General features: G+C 64.2%; 20 protein-coding genes and 1 tRNA gene. 1 reads left to right on the forward strand and 20 read right to left on the reverse strand.

From position 1 onward, the window contains the following. Positions 1–63: 63 nt before the first annotated feature. Positions 64–711: a helix-turn-helix domain-containing protein gene (locus OIU93_RS05320; RefSeq protein WP_264269048.1), complete on the forward strand. Its 648-nt coding sequence runs from the start codon at positions 64–66 to the stop codon at positions 709–711. Between the two features lie 23 nt (positions 712–734). Here the strand turns inward: OIU93_RS05320 and OIU93_RS05325 are convergent, their stop codons facing one another. From OIU93_RS05325 to obgE, 20 genes are all read right to left on the reverse strand, one after another. After that, positions 735–1370 (reverse strand): dihydrofolate reductase family protein, encoded by a 636-nt coding sequence (locus OIU93_RS05325; protein WP_264269049.1) that lies wholly within the window; start codon positions 1368–1370, stop codon positions 735–737. 387 nt (positions 1371–1757) lie between these two features. Then, positions 1758–2366 carry a GNAT family N-acetyltransferase gene (locus tag OIU93_RS05330; RefSeq protein WP_264269050.1) on the reverse strand — a complete coding sequence of 203 codons (609 nt, stop codon included), beginning with the start codon at positions 2364–2366 and terminating at the stop codon, positions 1758–1760. Further along, positions 2363–4510 carry a penicillin acylase family protein gene (locus OIU93_RS05335; protein WP_264269202.1) on the reverse strand — a complete coding sequence of 716 codons (2148 nt, stop codon included), beginning with the start codon at positions 4508–4510 and terminating at the stop codon, positions 2363–2365. Before OIU93_RS05335 ends, OIU93_RS05330 begins: the two co-directional genes overlap by 4 nt. A 427-nt stretch (positions 4511–4937) precedes the next feature. Then, entirely contained in the window at positions 4938–5912 is a 975-nt protein-coding gene (gene nrdF / locus OIU93_RS05340) for a class 1b ribonucleoside-diphosphate reductase subunit beta (RefSeq protein ID WP_264269051.1), read from the reverse strand. Positions 5913–6042: 130 nt separating this feature from the next. After that, a complete protein-coding gene (gene nrdE, locus OIU93_RS05345) occupies positions 6043–8184 on the reverse strand; it encodes a class 1b ribonucleoside-diphosphate reductase subunit alpha (RefSeq protein WP_264269052.1) in 2142 nt (713 codons plus the stop codon). Then, positions 8181–8663, reverse strand: coding sequence for a class Ib ribonucleoside-diphosphate reductase assembly flavoprotein NrdI (gene nrdI / locus OIU93_RS05350; RefSeq protein ID WP_264269053.1), 483 nt, complete (start codon positions 8661–8663; stop codon positions 8181–8183). Before nrdI ends, nrdE begins: the two co-directional genes overlap by 4 nt. 48 nt (positions 8664–8711) lie before the next feature. Next, positions 8712–8957: a glutaredoxin-like protein NrdH gene (nrdH, locus tag OIU93_RS05355; protein WP_217387827.1), complete on the reverse strand. Its 246-nt coding sequence runs from the start codon at positions 8955–8957 to the stop codon at positions 8712–8714. 857 nt (positions 8958–9814) lie between these two features. After that, on the reverse strand, positions 9815–10576 hold the full coding sequence (locus OIU93_RS05360) for a YggS family pyridoxal phosphate-dependent enzyme (protein WP_264269054.1): 762 nt from the start codon (positions 10574–10576) through the stop codon (positions 9815–9817). Between the two features lie 104 nt (positions 10577–10680). Then, positions 10681–11799 (reverse strand): NAD(P)/FAD-dependent oxidoreductase, encoded by a 1119-nt coding sequence (locus OIU93_RS05365; RefSeq protein ID WP_264269055.1) that lies wholly within the window; start codon positions 11797–11799, stop codon positions 10681–10683. Positions 11800–12217: 418 nt separating this feature from the next. Then, on the reverse strand, positions 12218–12568 hold the full coding sequence (locus tag OIU93_RS05370) for a zinc ribbon domain-containing protein YjdM (protein WP_264269056.1): 351 nt from the start codon (positions 12566–12568) through the stop codon (positions 12218–12220). 80 nt (positions 12569–12648) lie between these two features. Further along, positions 12649–13197: a hypothetical protein gene (locus OIU93_RS05375; protein WP_264269057.1), complete on the reverse strand. Its 549-nt coding sequence runs from the start codon at positions 13195–13197 to the stop codon at positions 12649–12651. Beyond that, a complete protein-coding gene (locus OIU93_RS05380) occupies positions 13194–13799 on the reverse strand; it encodes a SatD family protein (protein WP_264269058.1) in 606 nt (201 codons plus the stop codon). Before OIU93_RS05380 ends, OIU93_RS05375 begins: the two co-directional genes overlap by 4 nt. Positions 13800–14041: 242 nt before the next feature. Then, positions 14042–14117: transfer RNA gene (locus OIU93_RS05385), tRNA-Ala, on the reverse strand. A 72-nt stretch (positions 14118–14189) separates the two neighbouring features. Beyond that, positions 14190–14603, reverse strand: coding sequence for a ribosome silencing factor (rsfS, locus tag OIU93_RS05390; RefSeq protein ID WP_264269059.1), 414 nt, complete (start codon positions 14601–14603; stop codon positions 14190–14192). Positions 14604–14642: 39 nt separating this feature from the next. Next, positions 14643–16361 (reverse strand): hypothetical protein, encoded by a 1719-nt coding sequence (locus OIU93_RS05395; protein ID WP_264269060.1) that lies wholly within the window; start codon positions 16359–16361, stop codon positions 14643–14645. Positions 16362–16373: 12 nt separating this feature from the next. Further along, the gene (gene nadD / locus OIU93_RS05400) at positions 16374–17015 is read right to left on the reverse strand and encodes a nicotinate-nucleotide adenylyltransferase (RefSeq protein ID WP_264269203.1); all 642 of its coding nucleotides are present in this window, start codon (positions 17013–17015) and stop codon (positions 16374–16376) included. Continuing rightward, positions 17008–17232, reverse strand: coding sequence for a hypothetical protein (locus tag OIU93_RS05405; protein ID WP_264269061.1), 225 nt, complete (start codon positions 17230–17232; stop codon positions 17008–17010). Before OIU93_RS05405 ends, nadD begins: the two co-directional genes overlap by 8 nt. Positions 17233–17335: 103 nt before the next feature. After that, positions 17336–18655 (reverse strand): glutamate-5-semialdehyde dehydrogenase, encoded by a 1320-nt coding sequence (locus OIU93_RS05410; RefSeq protein ID WP_264269062.1) that lies wholly within the window; start codon positions 18653–18655, stop codon positions 17336–17338. A gap of 83 nt (positions 18656–18738) precedes the next feature. Further along, a complete protein-coding gene (proB, locus tag OIU93_RS05415) occupies positions 18739–19878 on the reverse strand; it encodes a glutamate 5-kinase (protein ID WP_264269063.1) in 1140 nt (379 codons plus the stop codon). 9 nt (positions 19879–19887) lie between these two features. After that, positions 19888–21459, reverse strand: coding sequence for a GTPase ObgE (obgE, locus tag OIU93_RS05420; RefSeq protein ID WP_264269064.1), 1572 nt, complete (start codon positions 21457–21459; stop codon positions 19888–19890). Positions 21460–21606: the final 147 nt, after the last annotated feature.

Below are 21606 nucleotides of genomic sequence, written 5' to 3' on the forward strand. Positions count from 1 at the left end.
CCCAGCATGGACCCATCTCCCAACTTCTGGCAATCATTTTTGCCGATGTGGCAAAATAGGACCATGGAACAAGACATGGACAGCACCCTCGCGCAAGTGGGACCCCGGCTGCGCAGCCTGCGGAACGGCAGCAACCAGACCCTCCAGGAGCTCTCGGCGCAGACCGGTATTTCGGTCAGCACCCTGTCCCGGCTCGAATCCGGCCAGCGCCGGCCCACCCTGGAACAGCTCTTGCCGCTGGCGCGCGCCCACGGTGTGCCCCTGGACGACCTCGTGGGAGCTCCGGCGACCGGGGATCCGCGCATCCATATCAAGCCCATTGTCCGCCACGGCATGACCATCCTGCCGTTGAGCCGCGGGGCCGGCGGCGGACTCCAGGCATTCAAGCACGTGATCCCGGCCGGCAAAACCGTTGCAGACCCGCCGCTGGCGACCCACGAGGGCTACGAATGGCTCTACGTCCTGAAGGGGAACCTCAGGTTGCGGCTCGGGGACCACGACTTGGTACTCCCCGCCGGCGAGGCGGCGGAATTCGATACTCATACCCCGCACTGGTTTGGGCTGGCGGACGGACAGGGCGTGGAGTTCCTCAGCCTCTTTGGCCCGCAGGGCGAACGCATGCATGTTCGGGCCAGGCCAACACGGAAGACCCCCTGCGGTTTCCTAGCACGCCCGGCAGATGGGGCTGCCCTGCCGGCCCACGTCCGCTGAAAGGCAAACGCACTAATATGGGATCATTTCGGTGCGGTGCCAGGCGGGCCGCTGAGCACGGTGGGGACGTATTCGAGCAGCTGAAGCCGTCCGTCGAAGGTTCTGCTGTCCACCATTTCGAGTGCCACGTCAGGATACCCGTCGTAGATGCGTTCCTTCCCGGTCCTGCCCGTGATCACAGGGAAAACGACTACCCGGAAGCGGTCCACGAGTCCCGCGGCCAGTAGCGACCGGCTCAGGCTGAGGCTCCCGAGGGTGCTCATCGGTCCGTTCCCGCTCCGCTTCATCTCGGCCACGGCCTCGACCGCATCTGCGCTCACCAGCCTCGAATTCGGCCAGCTCAGGGGTGCCCGCAGGGACGAAGAGAAGACGACTTTGGCCACGTCGGCAAGGCCCGTCAGACTGGCTGCCTCGGTCTCGGAAAAATTGGAATCCGCGGCCGCCGCCTCAGCCGACATGGCAGACATCAACCGGTAGGTGTTTGCGCCGAGGAGGTAGGTGTACTGCTTCTGCCCTTCCCGCTCGAGCCAGGCGAGGTATTCCGGCGCTTCCAGGCCCCACCAGCCGGGCCACCCCTCGGCCGAGGCATACCCGTCCAAGGAAATGATCAGATCCACCATCAGCTCCGCCGACGACGCCTCGGCCGTAGTCTCGCCCATGACGTTCTCCCCGATCCAACCGACGTAGCCCTCTGCCGGTCCCCTCTCCCGAGGACGGCCATTTCGTGTTCGGGCCTCACCGGCACCGCGACCATCGGGTGCTCCGCCGGTGCCCGTGCCAGCAATGCTAGGCCCGGTCCCAACGGAGTTCAAGGGGTCGGCGAGACTCATCAAAAGTGCTCGCGAAATAGGGGAAACCCGAATTGACTCATGGAGAAGATTTCACTTCCGCGGTTCCCCGGGCGCAGGGCCGAGCCCCGAAAGCACGCAACAGGTAGCGAAGAGCCCACTGCGTGCGGCCGTGGCATCAAGACATCCGCTCCGCCAATCAACCCGGCGACCAGCGACACTGTGAACGCCGCATCCGCATCAGCCACGGGTCAAGTCCTAGCGCGTACGCAACGTTTCCGTGCGCTCGAAGCGCCCCCGGGTCAGGAAGGCCAACTGCGCTTCCTTCTCCTCCAGCTGGATCTTGGGCCCGAGCTCGAAGCACGTGGCCTCCAGCCGGCGCATTGCCTTGTCATTCCGGGCATCGGGTTCCACCACGATCCGGTCGATGGCTGGGTCGGCGAACATGAAGTTGATCAACGAGGTGACCAGCCGAGGCGTGAAATTCGGGACGGGACGGGTGGCCGGTGCCAGCAGCAGGTGCATCCCGATGTCCTCGACCCGGGCCGGGTAGGCCTCGCCCACGGGATCATGCAGGGGTTCGTAGGTCTGGAAGAGGGCCACCGGTTCGCCATTGAACAGCACTAGGAACGCGTGGTGCGTCTGAAGCGACTCGAGGAACTGGTAGACCTCCAGGACGTCGCTGCGGGAGTACTTGGTCATGCCCCAGAATCGGGCACGGTCCTGGATGACCCAGCCGTGGATGAGGTCGAGGTCGCCCTCCGGGGACAGCGGCACGATCCGCACCGTCCCCCCGGATTCGAGGTCCTCGGTGTAGAGGGCGGTGCGAAGGCCGAAGTCCTGGGCCGTTGCGGAGGTGGTGTTCATGGGGTCCTTCCGGATGGGGGTTCCGTAGCACGTGAGGCGTCTTTGACCAGCAGGTTCCAGTCCGTGATGACTGGAACGAGGTCGCCGGCCGCCCAGAGCGGCAGTTGGTCGGAAAAATGGGGGCTTCCCGTGTTGCCGGCCGCGCCGAAGGGGACGACCCAGCGGGAATTGGCGCGGTCCGCGAGGTCCCAGACGTAGCGGGCCACCGGGCCGCGGAAGCTGCGGTCCTCGACACCGGGCAGGGACTCGGTGGAGAGCACGCAGCCGCTGTCCCCGGAGAGGGCCGCGGTCGGGACGCCGGCCGCGAGTCGGCCGGGGAGCTCATGCACGGCAAGGAGCGTGTGTCGCTCGCCCCAGTTTTGCTCCGATCCGGCCGAGGCCTCGGCCAGTGCAGCGGCAGCCTCCACCGCAGGATCGATCCCCAGCTCCGAGCCGCGAAGCAACAGGGTCTCAACGGCGAAGCCCACCCGGGACTCCACGGAAAGCCATGGCCCGAACAGCGGCGCATACCCGTGTGCTCCGGCCAAGGGCTCCAGGGCAGGATGCCGCGCAATCCCGTGGACCAGGGCCGAACGCCACGCGGCGAACGCCCCGGCATCGGCGCTGTCCGCGGACATGTGGCCGTCCCATTCGAGGATGCGGGAGCGGAGCCGGGCGGCGGCGGGCGGCAATACACCGGCATCGAGCGATTCCAGCAGGGCACGGAAGGCGGGCAGCGAGCCGAGCAGCGTGTCCGAATGAATGGCCTGCATGGCGTCCACGGTGAGGGGTGCGGCATCTGGGTCTTCCAGGAGTTCGCGGATCCGCCGGGCGCGGTGGGCGGGGGCGAATTCCATCCCGACAGAATCCCCGCCTCCCGCTTCGCGGTCGTTGGCGCTCACCGCGAAACATTCCACCCCGGTCCTCGGCAGCTGCACATAGCTGCCGTCCCAGGCATGTTCGGTCGAGGCCGCCGGCACCGGCACGCGCCGGTTTTCTTGGTTCCGCTGCGGCACCAACCCGGCGAGGAAATGCCGGACTGTCCCCTCGGTGTCCGCGGCGAGAACGCTATTGACCGGCTCCACCCAGCGCTGCAGAGCCGTCTCCACGTCGGCGACGCGGCGGCTGTGCAGCAACGGCAGCAGCGCGTCGAAACCCAACCGCCCCTCGGCCCGGGCAGGCATCCGCAGGCTCAACGCGCCACCATCTCGCCCTCCGGCGATGACCGGACCGCGAGCGGTCTCGATAACTTCCACGGCCTCGGGATTGCCGCCTCGGACCAGGATCGTTTCGATGCCCGCGACGGCGGATTCCCAGCCCCGCGGGCCGCGCGCCTGGATGCCGCCGTCTTCACTGCGGCGCAGCTCTTCTTCGAAGAGGTCCTGGTAATCGGCCATGGCGTTGGTGATGCCCCAGGCGGTGTGGCCGGTGTGGCCGAAGTGCGGCAGGCCAGGAACACCGGGGAAGGCGAAGCCGACTGCGTCGAACTCCGGACAGGAAAGGTGAACTTGCTGGTAGACGCCGGGCAGTTCCAGCAGGCGGTGCGGGTCTCCGGCTATCAGCGGGGATGCGCCCGCGGTGGCCGACCCATGGGCGGCCCAGGCATTGCTACCGGAGAACACCGGGGCCTCGATGCTGAACAGGGCGACGGCCTCGGGGCCGAGGGTACGGGCGACATGGGCGCGGAAGAGCTTGTTCGGGAACGTGGAGAAGAGGATGTGCTGGACAAGGAACACCCCCAAAGGGGTCCAGAGGTTCCACCGTGCCGGAGCGGTGCCGGACTCCTCGAATTCCGGTCCTCCGCGCACCCCGGCCTCGAGCGCCTGGTTGATGCCGTCTACGAAGCTGGTGCACCAGCGCTGAGTGTCGACGTCGAGGGCCTCGAAGCAGCGGCGCGCGGTGTCGTCAAGCCTGCACTGCCGGGAGAAACGGTCCCACGGCAGGCCGTCGGCACCCAGCATTTCGGCGGTGCGTCCCTCGGAGCGCCAGCGTTCCAGTTCGATCTGCCATGAACGGTCCGTGGCGGCGTTCAAGCCCTGCAGGCGCGCCAGCTGGTCTGCGGAATCGGCACGCAGATGCGGGATCCCCCACGCATCGCGGTAAGTGCCTGCGCCTGGGGCATTGCCGGAGGTGTGGTTGCCGGGGCCGGCGGGGTCAGGCGTCATGTTCACAAGGGCACTCTCGAACTTAGGTAAGGCTTACTTTAGTCAAAGATAGGTGACTTGGGGCGCGTTCTCAAAACCGGGGCTCTTCGTGAAGGAGTGTTGCATGGAGCGCAGCTGGCATGCCTCCAAGTGCACGGTCCCAGAATTTTCACCTTGACGCTGCCACGTCCCGGTCGATCCCGATCCCGAGGGCGGACCTTTCATTCTGATCTCCAGACGGTTCGAAGCCTTGGGGGAAACTCCCGTCTTGGCATGACGGGTATCCGGGCGGGACGCACTTCACTCTAGAATCGTTAACCACAAAACCGCTGGCGTCCGAATAGGAACGCCAGCGGTTTTCGCCACCTAACTTGAAAATCACCAAGGGCGCCGGCTTCACCGTTGTGGTGACGCCGACGCCCATGGGCCGATGTGGTTGGGCTGGGACCTAGAAGTCCCAGTCCTCGTCTTCGGTGTTTACGGCCTTGCCGATCACGTACGAGGAACCCGATCCGGAGAAGAAGTCGTGGTTCTCGTCGGCGTTCGGGCTCAGTGCCGAAAGGATCGCCGGGTTAACATCGGTGACCGATGCCGGGAACATGGCTTCGTAGCCCAGGTTCATCAGCGCCTTGTTGGCGTTGTAGTGCAGGAACTTCTTAACGTCCTCGGCAAGGCCGACACCGTCGTAGAGGTCGTGGGTGTACTGGACCTCGTTCTCGTACAGCTCGAACATGAGCTCGAAGGTGTAGTCCTTCAGCTCCTGCTTGCGCTCCTCGGAAAGGCCTTCAAGACCCTTTTGGAACTTGTAGCCGATGTAGTAGCCGTGCACGGCCTCGTCGCGGATGATCAAACGGATCAGGTCAGCGGTGTTTGTCAGCTTGGCGCGGGAAGACCAGTACATCGGCAGGTAGAAGCCGGAGTAGAACAGGAACGACTCGAGCAGAGTCGAGGCGATCTTGCGCTTCAGCGCATCTTCACCGTAGTAGTAGCTCTCGATGATCTGCGCCTTCTTCTGCAGATTCTCGTTCTCGGTGGACCAGCGAAATGCGTCGTCGATTTCCTTGGTCGAGCACAGGGTCGAGAAGATCGAGGAGTAGCTCTTGGCGTGCACCGATTCCATGAAGGCAATGTTGGTGTACACGGCCTCTTCGTGTGGGGTGAGCGCATCGGGGATCAGCGAGACGGCGCCGACGGTGCCCTGCAGGGTGTCCAGCAGGGTCAGGCCGGTGAAGACGCGCATGGTCAGCAGCTTCTCGGGCTCGGTGAGCGTGTTCCACGACTGGACGTCGTTGGACAGCGGGATTTTCTCCGGCAGCCAGAAGTTGTTGACCAGTCGGTTCCACACCTCGACGTCCTTGTCGTCCTGGATGCGGTTCCAGTTGATGGCTTCGACGTGGCTGGCCAGCTTCAGCTTCTCAGTCATTTCCGTCCCTCTTCTTGCTAAATTTTTGGTTGTAACGGGTGCGCGTACGACGGCGGGTGTGAACCCGCCGTCGTACGCATTCGGTTGTCAGGTTATCGCGACCTGGCAACCGGGGGTGAAACGGCTGCGACTAGAGCATGCAGCTGACGCAACCATCGACTTCGGTTCCCTCGAGTGCCAGCTGGCGCAGGCGGATGTAGTAGAGCGTCTTGATGCCCTTCTTCCATGCGTAGATCTGCGCCTTGTTGATGTCGCGCGTGGTGGCGGTGTCCTTGAAGAACAGGGTCAGGGACAGGCCCTGGTCCACGTGCTGCGTGGCAACCGCGTAGGTGTCGATGATCTTCTCGTAGCCGATTTCGTACGCGTCCTGGTAGTACTCCAGGTTGTCGTTGTCCAGGTAAGGGGCCGGGTAGTAGACGCGGCCGATCTTGCCTTCCTTGCGGATCTCGATCTTCGCCGCCACCGGGTGGATGGAGGAGGTCGAGTTGTTGATGTAGGAAATCGAGCCGGTCGGCGGGACGGCCTGCAGGTTCTGGTTGTAGATGCCGTGCTCCATGATGGAAGCCTTCAGCGCACGCCAGTCATCCTGCGTCGGGATGTCGATCCCGGCAAAGAGCTCGCGCACACGCTCGGTGGCCGGGACCCATTCCTGCTCGGTGTACTTGTCGAAGAACTCGCCCGAGGCGTACTTCGAATCCGCGAAGCCGTCGAAGGCCTCCCCGGTTTCGATGGCGAGCTTGTTCGAGGCACGCAGCGCGTGGAACACCACGGTGTAGAAGTAGATGTTGGTGAAGTCCAACCCCTCTTCGGAGCCGTAGTGGACGCGTTCGCGGGCCAGGTAGCCGTGCAGGTTCATCTGGCCCAGGCCGATGGCGTGGGTCTTGGCGTTGCCCTGGGCGATGGAGGGCACCGAGTTGATGTAGGACATGTCCGAGACTGCGGACAGCGCGCGGATCGCGGTCTCGATCGATGCCCCGAGGTCCTTGCCGTCCATGGCCTTGGCGATGTTCATCGAGCCGAGGTTGCAGGAGATGTCCTTGCCCACGGTCTTGTAGCCGAGGTCTTCGTTGTACTCCGAGGGAGTCGAAACCTGCAGGATCTCCGAGCACAGGTTGCTCATCGAGATCTTGCCCTTGATCGGGTTGGCGCGGTTTACGGTGTCTTCGAACATGATGTACGGGTAGCCGGACTCGAACTGGATCTCCGCCAGGGTCTGGAAGAACTCGCGTGCATTGATCTTGGTCTTCTTTATTCGAGCATCGTCGACCATCTCGTAGTACTTCTCGGTGACGAAGATGTCGCTGAACGGCACGCCGTAGACGCGCTCGACGTCGTAGGGCGAGAAGAGGTACATGTCCTCGTTCTTGCGGGCCAGGTCGAAGGTGATGTCCGGAACCACGACGCCCAGGGAGAGGGTCTTGATGCGGATCTTCTCATCGGCGTTTTCGCGCTTGGTGTCCAGGAAGCGCAGGATGTCGGGGTGGTGCGCGTTGAGATACACGGCACCGGCACCCTGGCGTGCGCCCAGCTGGTTGGCGTAGGAGAAGCTGTCTTCGAGGAGCTTCATCACGGGGATGACACCGGAGGACTGGTTCTCGATCTGCTTGATCGGGGCGCCGTGCTCGCGGACGTTGGTCAGCGAGAGGGCAACGCCGCCGCCGCGCTTGGACAGCTGCAGCGAGGAGTTGATGCCGCGGGAGATCGACTCCATGTTGTCTTCAATGCGCAGCAGGAAGCAGGAGACGAGTTCGCCGCGCTGGGCCTTGCCAGCGTTCAGGAACGTCGGGGTGGCGGGCTGGAAGCGTCCCTCGATGATCTCGTTGACCAGGGCGACTGCCATTTCCTCGTTGCCGCGGGCCAGGTGCAGGGCAACCATGCACACGCGGTCCTCGTAGCGCTCCAGGTAACGCTTGCCGTCAAAGGTCTTCAGCGTGTACGAAGTGTAGAATTTGAAGGCACCCAGGAAGGTCTCGAAGCGGAACTTCTTGGCGTAGGCACCGCGGTAGAGGTCGCGGATGAAGTTCATCGTGTACTGGTCGAGCGTCTCGCGCTCGTAGTACTCGTGCTTGACCAGATATTCGAGCTTCTCGTCCAGGTCGTGGAAGAACACGGTGTTGTTGTTCACGTGCTCCAGGAAGTACTGGCGTGCCGCTGCACGGTCGGCCTCGAACTGGATGCGCCCATCTGCCCCGTAAAGGTTCAGCATGGCGTTCAGCTCGTGATAACCCAGGCCCTGAAAAGCGGCCGGCAATTCCTTAGAATCCTGCTTCATTTCAGGTACTGCGACTTTCGTGTCCAAAAGACTTCCAATCCTTCGCGAACCCGGGTCACATCTTCTGGAGTGCCCATGAGCTCAAATTTATATAGAAGCGGAACGTTGCATTTGGCTGCGATCTTGATTGCGGCCAAGCAATATGTGGTTCCAAAGTTTGTGTTTCCGGCACCAATTACGCCTCGTAATAGGTTTCGGTTGCGCTCATCGTTGAGGAACTTGACGACTTGCGGGGGTATTGATCTTTCGCCCTTTTCACCGCCATAGGTGGGAAGCAGTAGCACATACGGCTCAGCCGCCACCAAGTGCGGTTCGTGGTTCAGCAACGGAATGCGAGCGCATTCCAGATCGAGTTTCTCCACGAATCGGTGGGTATAACCCGAGGCCGAGGAGAAATAGATCAATTTGTTGTTGGTAAGTACCTCTGCCGGAACGGCGTGATCATGCATTGGCGGTGTGGCCAACGATGAAGCAGGCATCTTGATCGCCTCGAAATCACTGGAATCGGTAAGGCTGGAGGTGGTTGGTTAGGCCACGGAGGAGCTCAAATCCTGGGCCAGCTCATCAATCTTGTCCGGTCGGAAGCCCGACCAGTGGTCGGCATCGGTGATGACGACCGGTGCCTGCATGTAGCCCAGGGCGCGTACGCGCTCCAGGGCAGCGGGATCCTGCGAAATGTCAACGCTCTGGTAGACGATGCCCTTCTTATCAAGAGCTCGGTAGGTTGCGTTGCACTGTACGCATGCTGGCTTCGTGTAAACCGTGACGGTCATATCCGTAAATCCCCTCGTGCAAAAATCTGTGTATGTGAAGTGGCTGGGTCCCTATGCGTATTCCCCGCGGGAAGAGACATACGAACGTTTTGCTCCGACGGCGACTGAGCCCTCAGGAGGCGGGGATTCGTACATTTCTCCGTCTTCCGGAGGTTCGCGCACTAGGCCTCACCAGCTAATTCAATACTACATCTAGTAGGGGTCGGGGCGTTAGACCCCAACATGATGTATTACACCCCTGTCATTCGACCTCAAGCCTGTCCACAAGCCTTGTGGATAAAGAGTGGCCGTTAAACCGCATGAATCCAGTAAAATCGAAAATCTATCCACAACCTGTGGAGCAATCAACCACAGATTAAAGAACTGGCGTGTCGTTCAGCACGGCGTGTCGAGTACATGGCGCCAAACCACTAGATATGCCCCGACAGCATGAACGCTAGCACTACTGGTGGTACATCGAGCCGCCAAACGCCGCACTCTCCCCCACAAAGACTGCATCGGGTCGAGAGCCGCACCCATGACGAAAATTTGCCCCTCAGACGGCGGCCAACCTGATGGACGCCCGACCCCCGCCATCCATTCGCGCGGCGGCCCGGAGACGAGTGATGCGGAAAGCACAGGAGGCCTACCTGTGCAGCATCCAGCGTTGAGTTGCGCATGACTGGAACCTTGGTTCCGGGTGCTGGCAAAAGATAAACCGCCCACCGCAGTCGGGCTCCCGGCGAATCCGGGGTTCCGTCTCCACCCGCCCTGATTCAAGTCAAATTCCCGACCGTTGCCACGGCGATCGAAACATTTCCCGCGGATTGTTCCACCAGATCCCGCCGAAACCTGAGAGGTTCGGCCTGCTCGGGCAGCTAGCCGGCGACGGGCATTGCCCGAGCGCCGAAGATTCCCTGCCCCACACGCACCACTGTGGCACCTTCGGCAATGGCCAGCTCAAAGTCGCCACTCATGCCCATGGACAGTTCCTCGATGGACATTTCGGCGGGCGCGCTTTCGCGCAGTGAGTCCCGGAGTTCCCGCAGTCGCACGAAACATGCCCGAACCGCTTCGCTGTCGTCACTGAACAATGCGAGCGTCATCAGGCCCTTGACGTGGAGCCGGTCAAACCGGGGCAGCTGATTCACGAATTCTCGAACGTCGTCGGGCGCAAGTCCCGACTTGCTTTCCTCGTCGGACGTATTGACTTGGACAAAGACATCGAGCTGGCGGTCCTCGACTTCGAGCCGGCGCTGCAGGGCTTCGGCCTGGCGAAGGTTGTCGAGCGCCTGGAATTCGTCTGCATACTTCGCCACGAATTTTGCCTTGTTGGTTTGCAGGCTTCCAATGACGGAGAACTTCAGTCCCGGAATGTCGGCCAGGAGCTCCGCCTTGCGAGCCACCTCCTGGACCTTGTTTTCGCCCAGGAAGTCCATTCCCGCCGCGATAGCCAGACGAAGGCGGTCCTCCGGCACGGTCTTGCTAACCGGCAACAACCGGATCGAGGCGGGGTCCCGCCCGGCCTTCCGCGCCGCGGCATCGATCCGGGATCTGACAGAGGCAAGATTTTGCTTGAAATCGTCGATGGAGTTGGCCTGGACGGCGGCAGGGTTGGAGGAGTTCAGCGGCTGTGTCATGGAGGGGGAAAGTCTTTCACGATGAGGAGCGTCGAAGGCAGGGCGCATCATGCGGATGGCCAGTGCACCAACGCCAACATAGCATGTCCCGCCAGTTCCCGGCCTTACCCGTTCGCCGTCCCTTCCGCATCTGGCACGAACCCCATTTTGTTCGCAACCGCAGGGTCGGGATCCAACCGACGCGCCAGGTGGCGCGCATCGCGACCCGCCCCGCCGATGATGCCGGAGGTCAGGCCATACTGGAAGGGAATGCCGAGAAAACCCAATCCGGCAAACTCGGTGCTGACGCCCCGGCGGTGGAATGGATAGCCGTTCTCATCCGTCCCGAGCCCGTCGATCCAGGAATAGTCCGGGTGATATCCCGTGGCCCAGATGATCGTGGACGCCTCGACCGGGATCCCGTCCTGGGTCAGCATCACCCCGTCGCGGACCGCTTCGATTCTCCCGACAGCGGCCACGCCTGCGGCTGCAACGTCCTGGGTGGATACCCGGATCAGTGGCGCACCTCGATGGTGGATCCGCTGGGCGACCTTTCGGCCGGCCGGAGTCGATCGCGTCAGCAGTCTATGGACCAGGAGCCAATAAAGCGCGGGGGCGTATCGAATGAATGCTTCCGGTACGTGGGATGTGGGTCTTCCGAAAATGGTTACCCGGTGGCTAGGAGCCAGCTCGCAGGCGATCTGGGCACCGGAGGTCCCGAATCCAACCACTGCCACGGGGCCATCCGGGATCTGGGCAGGGTTCCGGTATTCGCTGGAATGCAGTTGCATTGCATCTGCAGAGATTTGTGTCGACAGCGGAGGAATCCGGGGCACCTGGTGCACCCCCGTGGCCACGACCACCCGGCCGGCCTCGAACAAGCCCCTATCGGTTCGTACACGAAATACGCCGCCGAGGCCCACTTCCAAGCGGCGGGCTGTTGTCGAGGTCTGGATCGGCAGCTGGAAGGACGCGGCGTAGGTCCGCAAGTACTCGGAAACGGCCCTGGCGGTGGGAAATGTTCCGTGTGCTGCCGGAAACCTCTTGCCGGGCAACCCGTCATGTTCCGCAGGTGTGAACAATTCCAAAGATTCCCACCGGGAACTCCAGCTGTTCCCCGGGGTCTGCCCTGCTTCAAGCACCACGAATTCTTCGCCTTTCACCGCCAGTTCGTGGGCCATGGCCAATCCGCAGTGGCCAGCTCCAATGATGATGGTGAAGTGATTTTGTCGTTGGCTTTTCATGGCGGTCTCCTCATTGCCTGAAGCCTTGGTCGCTGTGTCGCTACGATACGCTTCCAGTCACTGGAGCTCTATGCCTTTTCACGGATTCCCCTCATCCAGACACACCCAATGGTCTGGCCCGCGAACGCGGCGCCGCGATCCAGTCGGTCCACAACTCCGTGGCCAACAAGACGGGGATGCTTTTAGGGATTACCGACCTGGCCGCCACAGGTGTATATGCACCGGCAACTCCAGTGGCCTGATTTGCGGCAGAGTTCGCGAGCACCATGACGCCTCGGGGTATTGCCGTCGTACCTTCCGATTGGTTCAGCGATGTCGGCTTCATGACAGGTCGCCAGGTTCAACTGCAGTCCAAAGGAAAGCGCCACCCCTCCATCACGGGAGAGGTGGCGCTAGGCTAATGGCTGAATGCGGCGTATTAGACCTTTTTTACGACGGATGACTTGAGCTGCATGGGCCCGAACCCATCGACCTTGCAGTCGATGTCGTGGCCGTCGACGCCGTTGACCAGACGGATGTTGCGCACCTTGGTGCCGACCTTGATGGACTGGGCTTGCCCCTTGACCTTCAGGTCCTTGACGATGGTGACGGTATCGCCGTCGGAAAGTACCTTGCCGACGGAATCCTTGATAACAGCATCCTTCGGCTCGTCCACTGCGTCAGCTTCGACCGACCATTCGTGGGCGCACTCGGGGCAAACCAGCAGCGCGCCCATTTCGTATGTATAGGGGCTTGAACACTGCGGGCACGATGGCAATACGTCACTCATGCCCATCATTCTAATGCGTCCGCAGAACTCGTCCGTCTGTCCGCATACGCCACGCAGCAGTACATCCCGCGGCCCCTGGCCTAGAGACTGATGATCCGACCCACGCCAACTGCCGCGCATGCCCACAAAACACTGACGAAGGTTCCCAGAATGAACTGCTCCGCGGCCGCGTGTTGCTTAAGCTCGGAAAATCGCCCCAATCCCTTCACTGCCAGAACGACCGCCAGGCCCTCCGGCCAGGAGGCCCACAGGGTCGAGGCTATAGCCGCGCGTTCCAGCAACCCGATCCACATGCCTCCGCGCAGCGGACTCGGCTCCACCTCTTCGGAAGCGTCGTCCCCTGCCTTCCTTTTGAACGCCGCAAGCCGGAAGACCGTTTCGGTGACTGGCCCTCCACCCAGGGTTGCAGCCGCAACACTGGCCACGACCACAAGTTCATGGGGGATGGAGGATGCTGCGGGAAGGTGGTCGCCGATCGCAGCGGCAAGACCTGCCAGGCCAAGCACGGCCACGAGCAGGTAGCTGGTCGTCGACTGCTTCAACGGCCAGCGAAAGCCGGAATCCGCGAAGTATCTAGGTATGCCCAACGGAATAACACTGACCAGCAAGGCCCAGGCAATCCAGCTCATGAACGCTGCCCGCCTTCCATCGTCATCGAATAGTCTGCCAGCGCCCGACCCGCCAAATCGGTGAGCCTGGCGGTCTCATACCAGAGCCCCGAAGCCAGACGGGCCGAAACGGCCTGCTGCGAGATCTCTAGGCGCGCAGCGACCTGCTGCTGGGTCAGGCCCTGTGATAGCAGTGTGCCGGCCTCGGCCGACGTTTTGGTTCGTCGCGCATTAACCAGCGCGAGGAGCTGCAGTTCGGCCTCGATCCGTTCCGCTTCCGGCCCGGGACCCGACAGCGCCAGGGCGCCACTTGAATTCTTTGCCCGCTCAACCGCATCCCGCGCATATTCAAAGGCCTGCCCTCGTCCTGCCCGGGTTTCCCGGGGCAGCGGGGTCTGCACCGACCCCACGCCGATTCCCACGCTCCACTCCCCCGTGTGTGCAACGGCCAGGGCCAAGGAAACGGCCATGACACCGTCGTCGAGCACTCCTTGCAGCTCATCGCCCGCGGTTCTCTCGAATCCCCGCACCGCGTTGTACTCGCTGTCCAGTCGGCGCAGCAGGGATTCGACCTTGTCCGGCCCCGAGCGGGACCTACGCTGGTCTATGGTGATGACAATCATGACACAAACTTACAGACTTGTAGCATCATTCACAATGCCTAAGGCTTGTTGATCGTTTTACAAAGGTCAGCATATGCCAGTTCCCCGGCACCATCTGGCAGGAAACGAAGCCCCTCTCCGAACATGCCCCGCAACGAGCGGAGCGCCTTCGCGCTTCCGGGTCCGGAACCGCGGCGCGCCTGGGCCTCAGGGAAACGAAAAGGCCTCCGACCGAAGCCGGAGACCTTTTCATTCATACATTTTGGTGGAGGTAAGGGGATTCGAACCCCTGACCTTCTGCATGCCATGCAGACGCGCTACCAACTGCGCCATACCCCCAAATGAGAGCCGCCTTTGCGGGCAACTCAACCATCATAGGCCACACAAAACGTGTGGCGCAAATCGAGGGGCCTAGAGCGAATCCGGGAGCGTTTCGACGTGCGACATGTCGGTGGCAGGTTCGCCGGTGGTCGGCAGTTCAATGACCGGGCAGTCGCCCCAGAGGCGCTCCAGGGCATAGAAAACGCGGTCTTCGTTGTGCTGGACGTGGATGACGACATCCGAGTAGTCAAGCAGGACCCAGCGGCCCTGGCCGCGGCCTTCGCGGCGAACCGGACGGATCTCGAACTTCTCGGCGAGCTTGTCTTCGATCTCGTCGACGATCGAATTCACCTGCCGCTCTGAGGCAGCCGAGGCAATCAGGAATGCATCGGTGACGCCGAGGCGTTCGGAAACGTCCAATGCGACGAGGTTTTCTGCCTGCTTCTCGGCTGCTGCAAGGGCAGCTGTCTGCACCAGGTCGATGGAATGTTCGTGGGCGCTCATGGGGGTTCTCCTTGAGAATTGGGTGCGACGCGGTGGGCGCTAGTTTGAGTTCAGGAACATGATGAGACCGGCAACGAGTGCCGCGCCTCCAACGGACAAAGCCGCGATGACCATCAAGTACATGTTGTTGGCACGGCGCATTCCGGCGGTCTGCACATCCAGTGGCTCAAGCCCCTGCGCGCGCACGGCACGCACGGGTGGGCGAGCCAGCGAAGGCCCAACATTTTCGGCGGGGGCATCCTTGGTATCGGGTGCTTCCACTGCCTTGCCGGCGCCCGGGGCCACGGGGGCCTTGGGGCCGGCGGGTGCGGAGGCAGCGGGCTTCGCCGCCGCCGTCCGTGCCGGTGCTGCTGCGGCAGCTTGTGAAGCGGCGGGCGACGTGGAGTCGCGAGCCGTTGCCTGGGCCGGAGTAGCAGCCTTTGGCTTGTGCGCAGGTGTGACCGCCGGGGCTTTCGCTGCCGGGGTCGTCGGCTTCTGCGCGTGGGGCGCTGAAGCCGGAGTCTTTGTGGCCGGGGCCGCGGGGGCCTGGCGGCCCTCGACGATGGTGCCCTGGTCGGTCATGGCAATGTTGTAGCCGCGTGTCAGCGGACCCGAGACGCCGGTGTTGACCAGCTTCTTTTCGATGTCCTCTTCGCGGAGGTGGTTCATCGCCCCGGTGAAGGGGTCCGAGCGGCGGGCGCCGGCACGCTGGGTGTTTTCTTCCTGCATGCGCTGGCGTTCTGCTGCGCGGCGGGAAATGATGGCAGCGCGGGCGGCAAGTTCGCGCTGCTGTGCCAGGACCTCCAGGTCCACTTCGCCCAGGTCCTCTTCGGGCTGGATCAGCAACGGCTCGCTTGGGGCAGCCCCACCGGAGCGCCGACGAAGCGCAAGCGCGTCCTCCACACTCATCTGCGGCGCCGTTCCGGGAGAAGGAACCGGGGGGCCAACGGATGGTTTTGCAGCGGCGGGCTTCGCGGGTGTCTTGACCGGAGGCTTCGTAGCGGCTGCAGGCTTGGCGGCTGCAGGCCCGGACGCCGCAGGCTTGGCGGGCGTTTGCTTGGCATCCGCCGGCTTGGCGTCCGCGGGCTTGGAAGCGGCATCATCCTGGGGCCGGGATTCAGGAACCCCGGTCGCGGTGCCCGGTTTGGCGACGGAACCCGTGTCCTTGGCGGTGCCGAGCGCCTGGAGGCGCATCTGCTTGCGGGTCAACGGCGCGGGATCGTCGCCCGGCGACGGATCCTTGGGGGAAAGCTCGGAGACTTCCTGCTCCAGCCGGCGGCGGGTGCGCAGGGCTTCGCGGTCGCGGGCGCGCTGCAGGGATGTTCGTTCGGTGCGTTGCGAAACGGCATCGACTTCCCCGGCGGCGGCGCGGCGGCTGCGAACGGGTTCTTCGGGCTGCGGCACCGGCTGAGGTGCGGGGGTGGCGGCCGGTGTCGTACTTGACGGTTTCGCCGCGGGCTTGGCGGCCGGTGCAGGGCTCTTGACGGCCGGTGCGGGAGCCTTGGGTACAGGCGTCTTCGCTGCAGGTGCCGGGGTCTTGGCCGCCGGGGCGGGAGCCTTGGCCGACGGCGCAGGGGATTTCGGCGCAGGCGCAGGAGTCGTCGCCGCCGGGGAGGCGGGAGCGGAAGGCTGGGCGGTCGCCGTCTTGCCGGCAGGGCTCGCGGGCGGCTGGCCCGACGCCTGCTCTTGGGCAAGCTTCGCTTCGGCCTCGGCACGTCGCTGCTCCCGCAGGGCTCGCCTGCTGAGCGCGGGCCCGGTCTCGTCGCTCATCTTGTCCATTCCCGGCCGTCTCTAGTCCTGGCCGTTGCTTACTGCGTTGTTCTTGTCGTTGTACAACTTGTACTTGGCGATGTACTGCACCACGCCGTCGGGCACCAGGTACCACACCGGATGTCCGGTCCGCACCCGTTCCCGGCAATCCGTCGAGGAAATCGCCATGGCCGGCACTTCCATCAACGAGACGTCGTTGCGGTCCAGCACCGGCAATTCGTGGCCCGGCCTGGTGACCCCCACGAAGTGGGCCAGCTGCCAGAGCTCCTCGGCGTCCTTCCAGCCTAGGATCTGGGCCATGGCGTCCGCGCCGGTGATGAAGAACAACTCCGCGTCGGGACGCTGTGCGCGCAGGTCCCGCAACGTGTCGATCGTGTACGTGGGGCCGGGACGGTCGATGTCCACCCGGCTCACCGTGAAGCGGGGGTTCGCCGCAGTGGCGATCACCGTCATCAGGTAGCGATGCTCGGCCGGAGCCACGTCGCGGTCAAGTTTCTGCCAGGGCTCCCCGGTGGGAACGAATACGACCTCGTCAAGGTCGAAGACGGCTGCGACTTCACTGGCGGCCACGAGGTGGCCGTGGTGGATCGGATCGAACGTGCCGCCCATGACGCCCAGGCGAAATGGGCGGTCCGTTCGTTCGGCCTCGAGACGGCTAGTGATGGCCGTGCTTGTTGGCGTGCGTGCGGTGCGTGTCCTCGGGCTCGGCCTTGACGTCGTGGCGGTTCGCGACGTTGGAGTACGACATGGCGATCAACAGCAGCAGCATGAAGATCACGAAGATGCTGCCTCCGACAATCAGGGCCTGCGTTTCGGTGGACATGCCTCCACCGGTGCTTTCGGCAGCGGCAATGGCCGCATTCAGGGACTGGGTAAACATGTTTCTCCAGGTTGTTGCGTGCCGGACGCGCACATGCGTGCACGGCACTGTCTTGTAACTTTTATGACTCGTTAGCCTCTATCGTACCCACCTTGGCACGCGGCTACGAACGAACATGCCCATCGCCTTGCACAATCCACTTGGTGGTGGTGAGCTCGCGCAGTCCCATGGGGCCGCGCGCATGCATCTTCTGCGTGGAAATGCCGACCTCGGCGCCCAGGCCCAGCTGCCCGCCGTCGGTGAAGCGGGTGGAGGCGTTGACGATCACCGCGGCCGAATCAACCTCGGCAATGAAGCGCTCGGCGTGGGAAAGATTGTTGGTCAGGATCGCCTCGGTGTGCCCGGTGCTGTGCCTGCGGATGTGCTTGATGGCACCACCCAAGTCATCGACCACGGCAACGGCCAGGTCCAGGTCCATGTACTCGGTGTCCCAGTCGGACTCCTGCGCATCGATCGTGGGGGTCGAACCGGCAAGCACCTTGGCGCGCGCATCGACGTGCAGGCGCACACCGGCCTTGTGCAGGGCGGCGAGGACCTCGCCGGACGCCTTGGCATTGGCATTGAGCAGCAGTGTCTCGACGGTGTTGCACACCGAGGGGCGCTGGGTCTTGGCGTTGAGCAGGATCGGCACGGCCATGGCGGCATCGGCCGATTCGTCGAGGTAGATGTGCACGTTTCCCTCGCCGGTCTCGATGACCGGGACGCTGGCGGTGGTGACCACGCGCTGGATCAGCTCGCGGCCGCCGCGCGGGATCAACACGTCGATCTGGCCGCGGGCACCCATCATGGCGTCGGCGCCGTCGCGGCCCCAGGCATCCACCGAGGCCACGGCGTCGGCGGGCAGCCCGACCGATTCCAGGGCGTCGCGGATCAAGGCCAGCAGCGCCACGTTGGAGTGCGCCGCTGCGCTGCCACCGCGCAGCAGCACTGCGTTTCCGCTCTTCAGGGCGAGCCCGGCAATGTCAACGGTGACGTTGGGGCGCGCCTCGTAGATCGCGCCGATAACGCCCATCGGGACGTGGACCTGGCGCAGCCGCAGCCCGTTGGGCAGGGTCTGGCCGCGCAGCACGGTGCCCACGGGATCCGGCAGCCCGGCCAGTTCCTCGAGCGCGGCGATCAGTGCGTCCACGCGCTGGTCGCTGAGCTTGAGCCGGTCCAGCAGCGCGTCGGAGGTCCCGTTGGCCCGTCCCGCGGCGATGTCCTTGGCGTTGGCCTTGATCACGGCTGCGCGGTGGGTATCCAGCGATGCGGCAATGGCCAGCAGCGCCCGGTCCTTCCAATTGCGGTCGGCGCGGGCCAGCACGCGCGATGCGGAGCGGGCGCGGTCGGCCAGCTTGCCCACGGCAACCCGTGCATCCTGGATGCCGGCGGCGGCCCCGTCCACGGAGGAAAGATTCTGCGATGCGTCGATGTTCTGGCTCATGATCACCTATTCTACGGTGGATGCGACGAAGCCCGCCCCCATGTTAAGCATGGTGGCGGGCGGCGGCTTTCGCGGTGGATCGGCTAGACAACGACGAGGTCGTCGACGTGCACCACCGCACGTTCGAATTGACTGCCCAGGTCCTCGCCGAGTTCCCGGGTGGAGCGGCCGAGCATCTGCGGCAATTCGGCCGAAGAGAAGTTCACCAGTCCGCGGGCAATGACCTGTCCGGCGGCGTCGGTGATTTCCACCGCGTCCCCGGCCTCGAAGGAGCCGTTGATCCCGGTGATCCCTGCAGGAAGCAGCGAGGCGACACCGGAGGCGACGGCACGCACGGCACCGGGATCCAGCAGCAGCCGTCCCTGGGTGGTGGCCAGGTGCGCGAGCCACAGCATCCGGGTGGAGCGCCGACCGCCGCGGGCGGAGAACCAGGTTCCCACGTCCGCCCCGGCCAATGCCGCCGCCGCGTTCGCGGTGGAGGTCACCAGGGCGGGGATGCCCGATTCGGCGCTCATGGTGGCGGCCTCGACCTTCGTGGCCATGCCCCCGGTGCCCAGCCCGGCTCCCCCGGTGGATCCGATGCGCAAGCTCGCCAGGTCCTCGGCGCGATCGACCCGGGACACTCGCACTCCCCCGGCGTTCGGCGGCGCGTCGTAGACGGCGTCGACGTCGGAAAGCAGCAGCAGCGCGTCGGCCTTGACCAGGTGCGCCACCAGGGCGGCGAGCCTGTCATTGTCGCCGAAGCGGATCTCATGGGTGGCGACCGTGTCGTTTTCGTTGACAATCGGCACGACGCCCAGCGCCAGCAGCCGGTTCAGCGCCCGGAACGCATTGGCGTACTGCTGGCGGCGGATCAGGTCGTCGGCAGTGAGCAGCACCTGGCCGACAGTGACGCCGTGGGCGGAAAACGCCTGGGTGTATCTGGCCATGAGCAGCCCCTGGCCCACCGAGGCGGCAGCCTGCTGGGTGGCCAGGTCGCGTGGGCGGCGCCCCAGGTCCAGGGGCGCCAGACCGGCGGCGATGGCTCCGGAGGACACCAGGATCAGCTCGGTTCCCGCGGTGTTGACTGCCGCGAGTCGGTCGACGAGGGAGCTTAACGCTTCCTCGGAGATCCCCCCGGCCAGCGTGGTCAGGGACGAGGAACCGACCTTGACCACGATGCGCGAGGCACGCGGCAGGTCCTGGCGCTGGGTGATGCCCGAGGGATGGTTTGTGGCGCGCACGGTGCTGTTTTACTCCCCGGACTTGGGTAGCTGGTGCTTGTAGTTGACAGACTCCGTCCAGATTCCGGCCTTGCGCTCGGCTTCCAGGTCCTCGCGGGCCGCCGCCTTGGCGCCCTTGCGCTGCTCGTGCAGTGCCTTCTTCTCCTCGCGGGAGGGACGCGCACCGAACTCGGAGAGGCGCTCGTCTTGTCCGCGGCGCGAGCCCAGCAGCTCGGCGCCGGCGGCCATCGTCGGCTCCCAGTCGAAGACCACGGCGTCGGCCTCGGAGCCAATCACCACGGCATCGCCGGGCTTGGCGCCGAGCTTGTAGAGCTGGTTTTCGACGCCGAGCTTGGCCAGGCGGTCGGCGAGGTAGCCAACGGCCTCGTCGTTGCGGAAGTCGGTCTGCATGATCCAGCGCTCGGGCTTTTCACCGATCACGCGGAAGAGCGGCTCGAGGTTGCGCTCCTCCTTGCGGATGACGAACCCTGCCTTGCTGGCCTTGGTGGCCCGCGGGCGCAACACCTCAACGGGCACGGGCAACGGGGCGGCCTCGATCTTGGCGCGGGCCTCGGTGACGAGTTCGGCCATGGCGAAGGAGAGGTCGCGCAATCCCTCGCGGCTCATCGCCGAGACCTCGAAGACGCGGTAGCCGCGCTTCTCCAGTTCCGGGCGCACGAATTCGGCCATGTCGCGTCCGTCGGGCATGTCGACCTTGTTCAGGGCGATCAGGCGCGGGCGCTCGTTCAGCGGGATGATCTGGCCATCGGCCCCGGCAAAGGAGGAGTCGACCTCGTATGCGTCGAGTTCGGCCTGGATGGTCTCCAGGTCTGCGACCGGGTCGCGGTCCGTTTCCAGGGCGCCGCAGTCGAGCACGTGCACCAGGGCGGCGCAACGCTCGACGTGGCGCAGGAATTCAAGACCCAGGCCGCGGCCCTGCGAGGCACCCGGGATCAGGCCCGGCACGTCGGCCACGGTGTAGCGGACTTCCCCGGCCTGGACCACGCCAAGGTTCGGGACCAGGGTGGTGAAGGGGTAGTCGGCGATCTTGGGCCGTGCGGCGGAGAGCGCGGCGATCAGCGAGGACTTGCCGGCCGAGGGGTAGCCCACCAGGGCGACGTCGGCGACGGACTTGAGTTCGAGGATGACCTCGGCGGCGGTGCCGGGGGTGCCCAGCAACGCGAAACCGGGGGCCTTGCGGCGCTGGCTGGAGAGCCCTGCGTTGCCCAGGCCGCCCAGGCCGCCGGAGGCAACAATGTATTCGGATCCGTCACCGATGAGGTCGGCGAGGATGTCACCGTCGCGGTTCTTCACCACGGTGCCCTCGGGCACGGGCAGGACCAAGGTCTCGCCGTTCTTGCCGGGGCGCAGGTCGCCCTTGCCGCCTTCGCCGTTGCCGGCGTGGCGGTGGGGCGAGTGGTGGTAGGACAGCAGGGTGGTGGTCTGGGCGTCAACGCGCAGGATCACGTCACCGCCGTTGCCGCCGCTGCCGCCATCGGGTCCGCCCAGGGGCTTGAACTTTTCGCGTTTGATGGAGACACAGCCGTGCCCACCGGAACCACCGGAGACATGGAGGACCACTCGGTCGATAAAGGCTGCCACGGTTGAAAGCTCCTAGCAAAAAAAGGGGTGGCGTCTTCCGCTGCCCGCCCGAGGGGCGTGGTGCGGAAAACGCTGGGGGTTTTGGAAAAACACATAGAGGGTGAGCCGTGCGGCCCACCCTCTACAGTGTAATGAATGCGGTTACGC

Source organism: Paeniglutamicibacter sp. ZC-3 (genome assembly GCF_025847175.2).
In the GTDB taxonomy this organism is placed as follows: Bacteria; Actinomycetota; Actinomycetes; order Actinomycetales; family Micrococcaceae; genus Paeniglutamicibacter; species Paeniglutamicibacter sulfureus.

Coding starts and splice junctions, on each gene's coding strand:
- OIU93_RS05330 (WP_264269050.1), bottom strand. CDS start 2,366: ATGAACACCACCTCCGCAACGGCCCAGGACTTCGGCCTTCGCACCGCC.
- OIU93_RS05395 (WP_264269060.1), bottom strand. CDS start 16,361: ATGGACAAGATGAGCGACGAGACCGGGCCCGCGCTCAGCAGGCGAGCC.
- nrdH (WP_217387827.1), bottom strand. CDS start 8,957: ATGACCGTCACGGTTTACACGAAGCCAGCATGCGTACAGTGCAACGCA.
- OIU93_RS05325 (WP_264269049.1), bottom strand. CDS start 1,370: ATGGGCGAGACTACGGCCGAGGCGTCGTCGGCGGAGCTGATGGTGGAT.
- nrdE (WP_264269052.1), bottom strand. CDS start 8,184: ATGAAGCAGGATTCTAAGGAATTGCCGGCCGCTTTTCAGGGCCTGGGT.
- rsfS (WP_264269059.1), bottom strand. CDS start 14,603: ATGAGCGCCCACGAACATTCCATCGACCTGGTGCAGACAGCTGCCCTT.
- OIU93_RS05365 (WP_264269055.1), bottom strand. CDS start 11,799: ATGAAAAGCCAACGACAAAATCACTTCACCATCATCATTGGAGCTGGC.
- nrdI (WP_264269053.1), bottom strand. CDS start 8,663: ATGCCTGCTTCATCGTTGGCCACACCGCCAATGCATGATCACGCCGTT.
- OIU93_RS05360 (WP_264269054.1), bottom strand. CDS start 10,576: ATGACACAGCCGCTGAACTCCTCCAACCCTGCCGCCGTCCAGGCCAAC.
- OIU93_RS05410 (WP_264269062.1), bottom strand. CDS start 18,655: ATGAGCCAGAACATCGACGCATCGCAGAATCTTTCCTCCGTGGACGGG.
- OIU93_RS05335 (WP_264269202.1), bottom strand. CDS start 4,510: ATGACGCCTGACCCCGCCGGCCCCGGCAACCACACCTCCGGCAATGCC.
- OIU93_RS05320 (WP_264269048.1), top strand. CDS start 64: ATGGAACAAGACATGGACAGCACCCTCGCGCAAGTGGGACCCCGGCTG.
- OIU93_RS05380 (WP_264269058.1), bottom strand. CDS start 13,799: ATGATTGTCATCACCATAGACCAGCGTAGGTCCCGCTCGGGGCCGGAC.
- nrdF (WP_264269051.1), bottom strand. CDS start 5,912: ATGACTGAGAAGCTGAAGCTGGCCAGCCACGTCGAAGCCATCAACTGG.
- OIU93_RS05375 (WP_264269057.1), bottom strand. CDS start 13,197: ATGAGCTGGATTGCCTGGGCCTTGCTGGTCAGTGTTATTCCGTTGGGC.
- OIU93_RS05405 (WP_264269061.1), bottom strand. CDS start 17,232: ATGTTTACCCAGTCCCTGAATGCGGCCATTGCCGCTGCCGAAAGCACC.
- OIU93_RS05370 (WP_264269056.1), bottom strand. CDS start 12,568: ATGAGTGACGTATTGCCATCGTGCCCGCAGTGTTCAAGCCCCTATACA.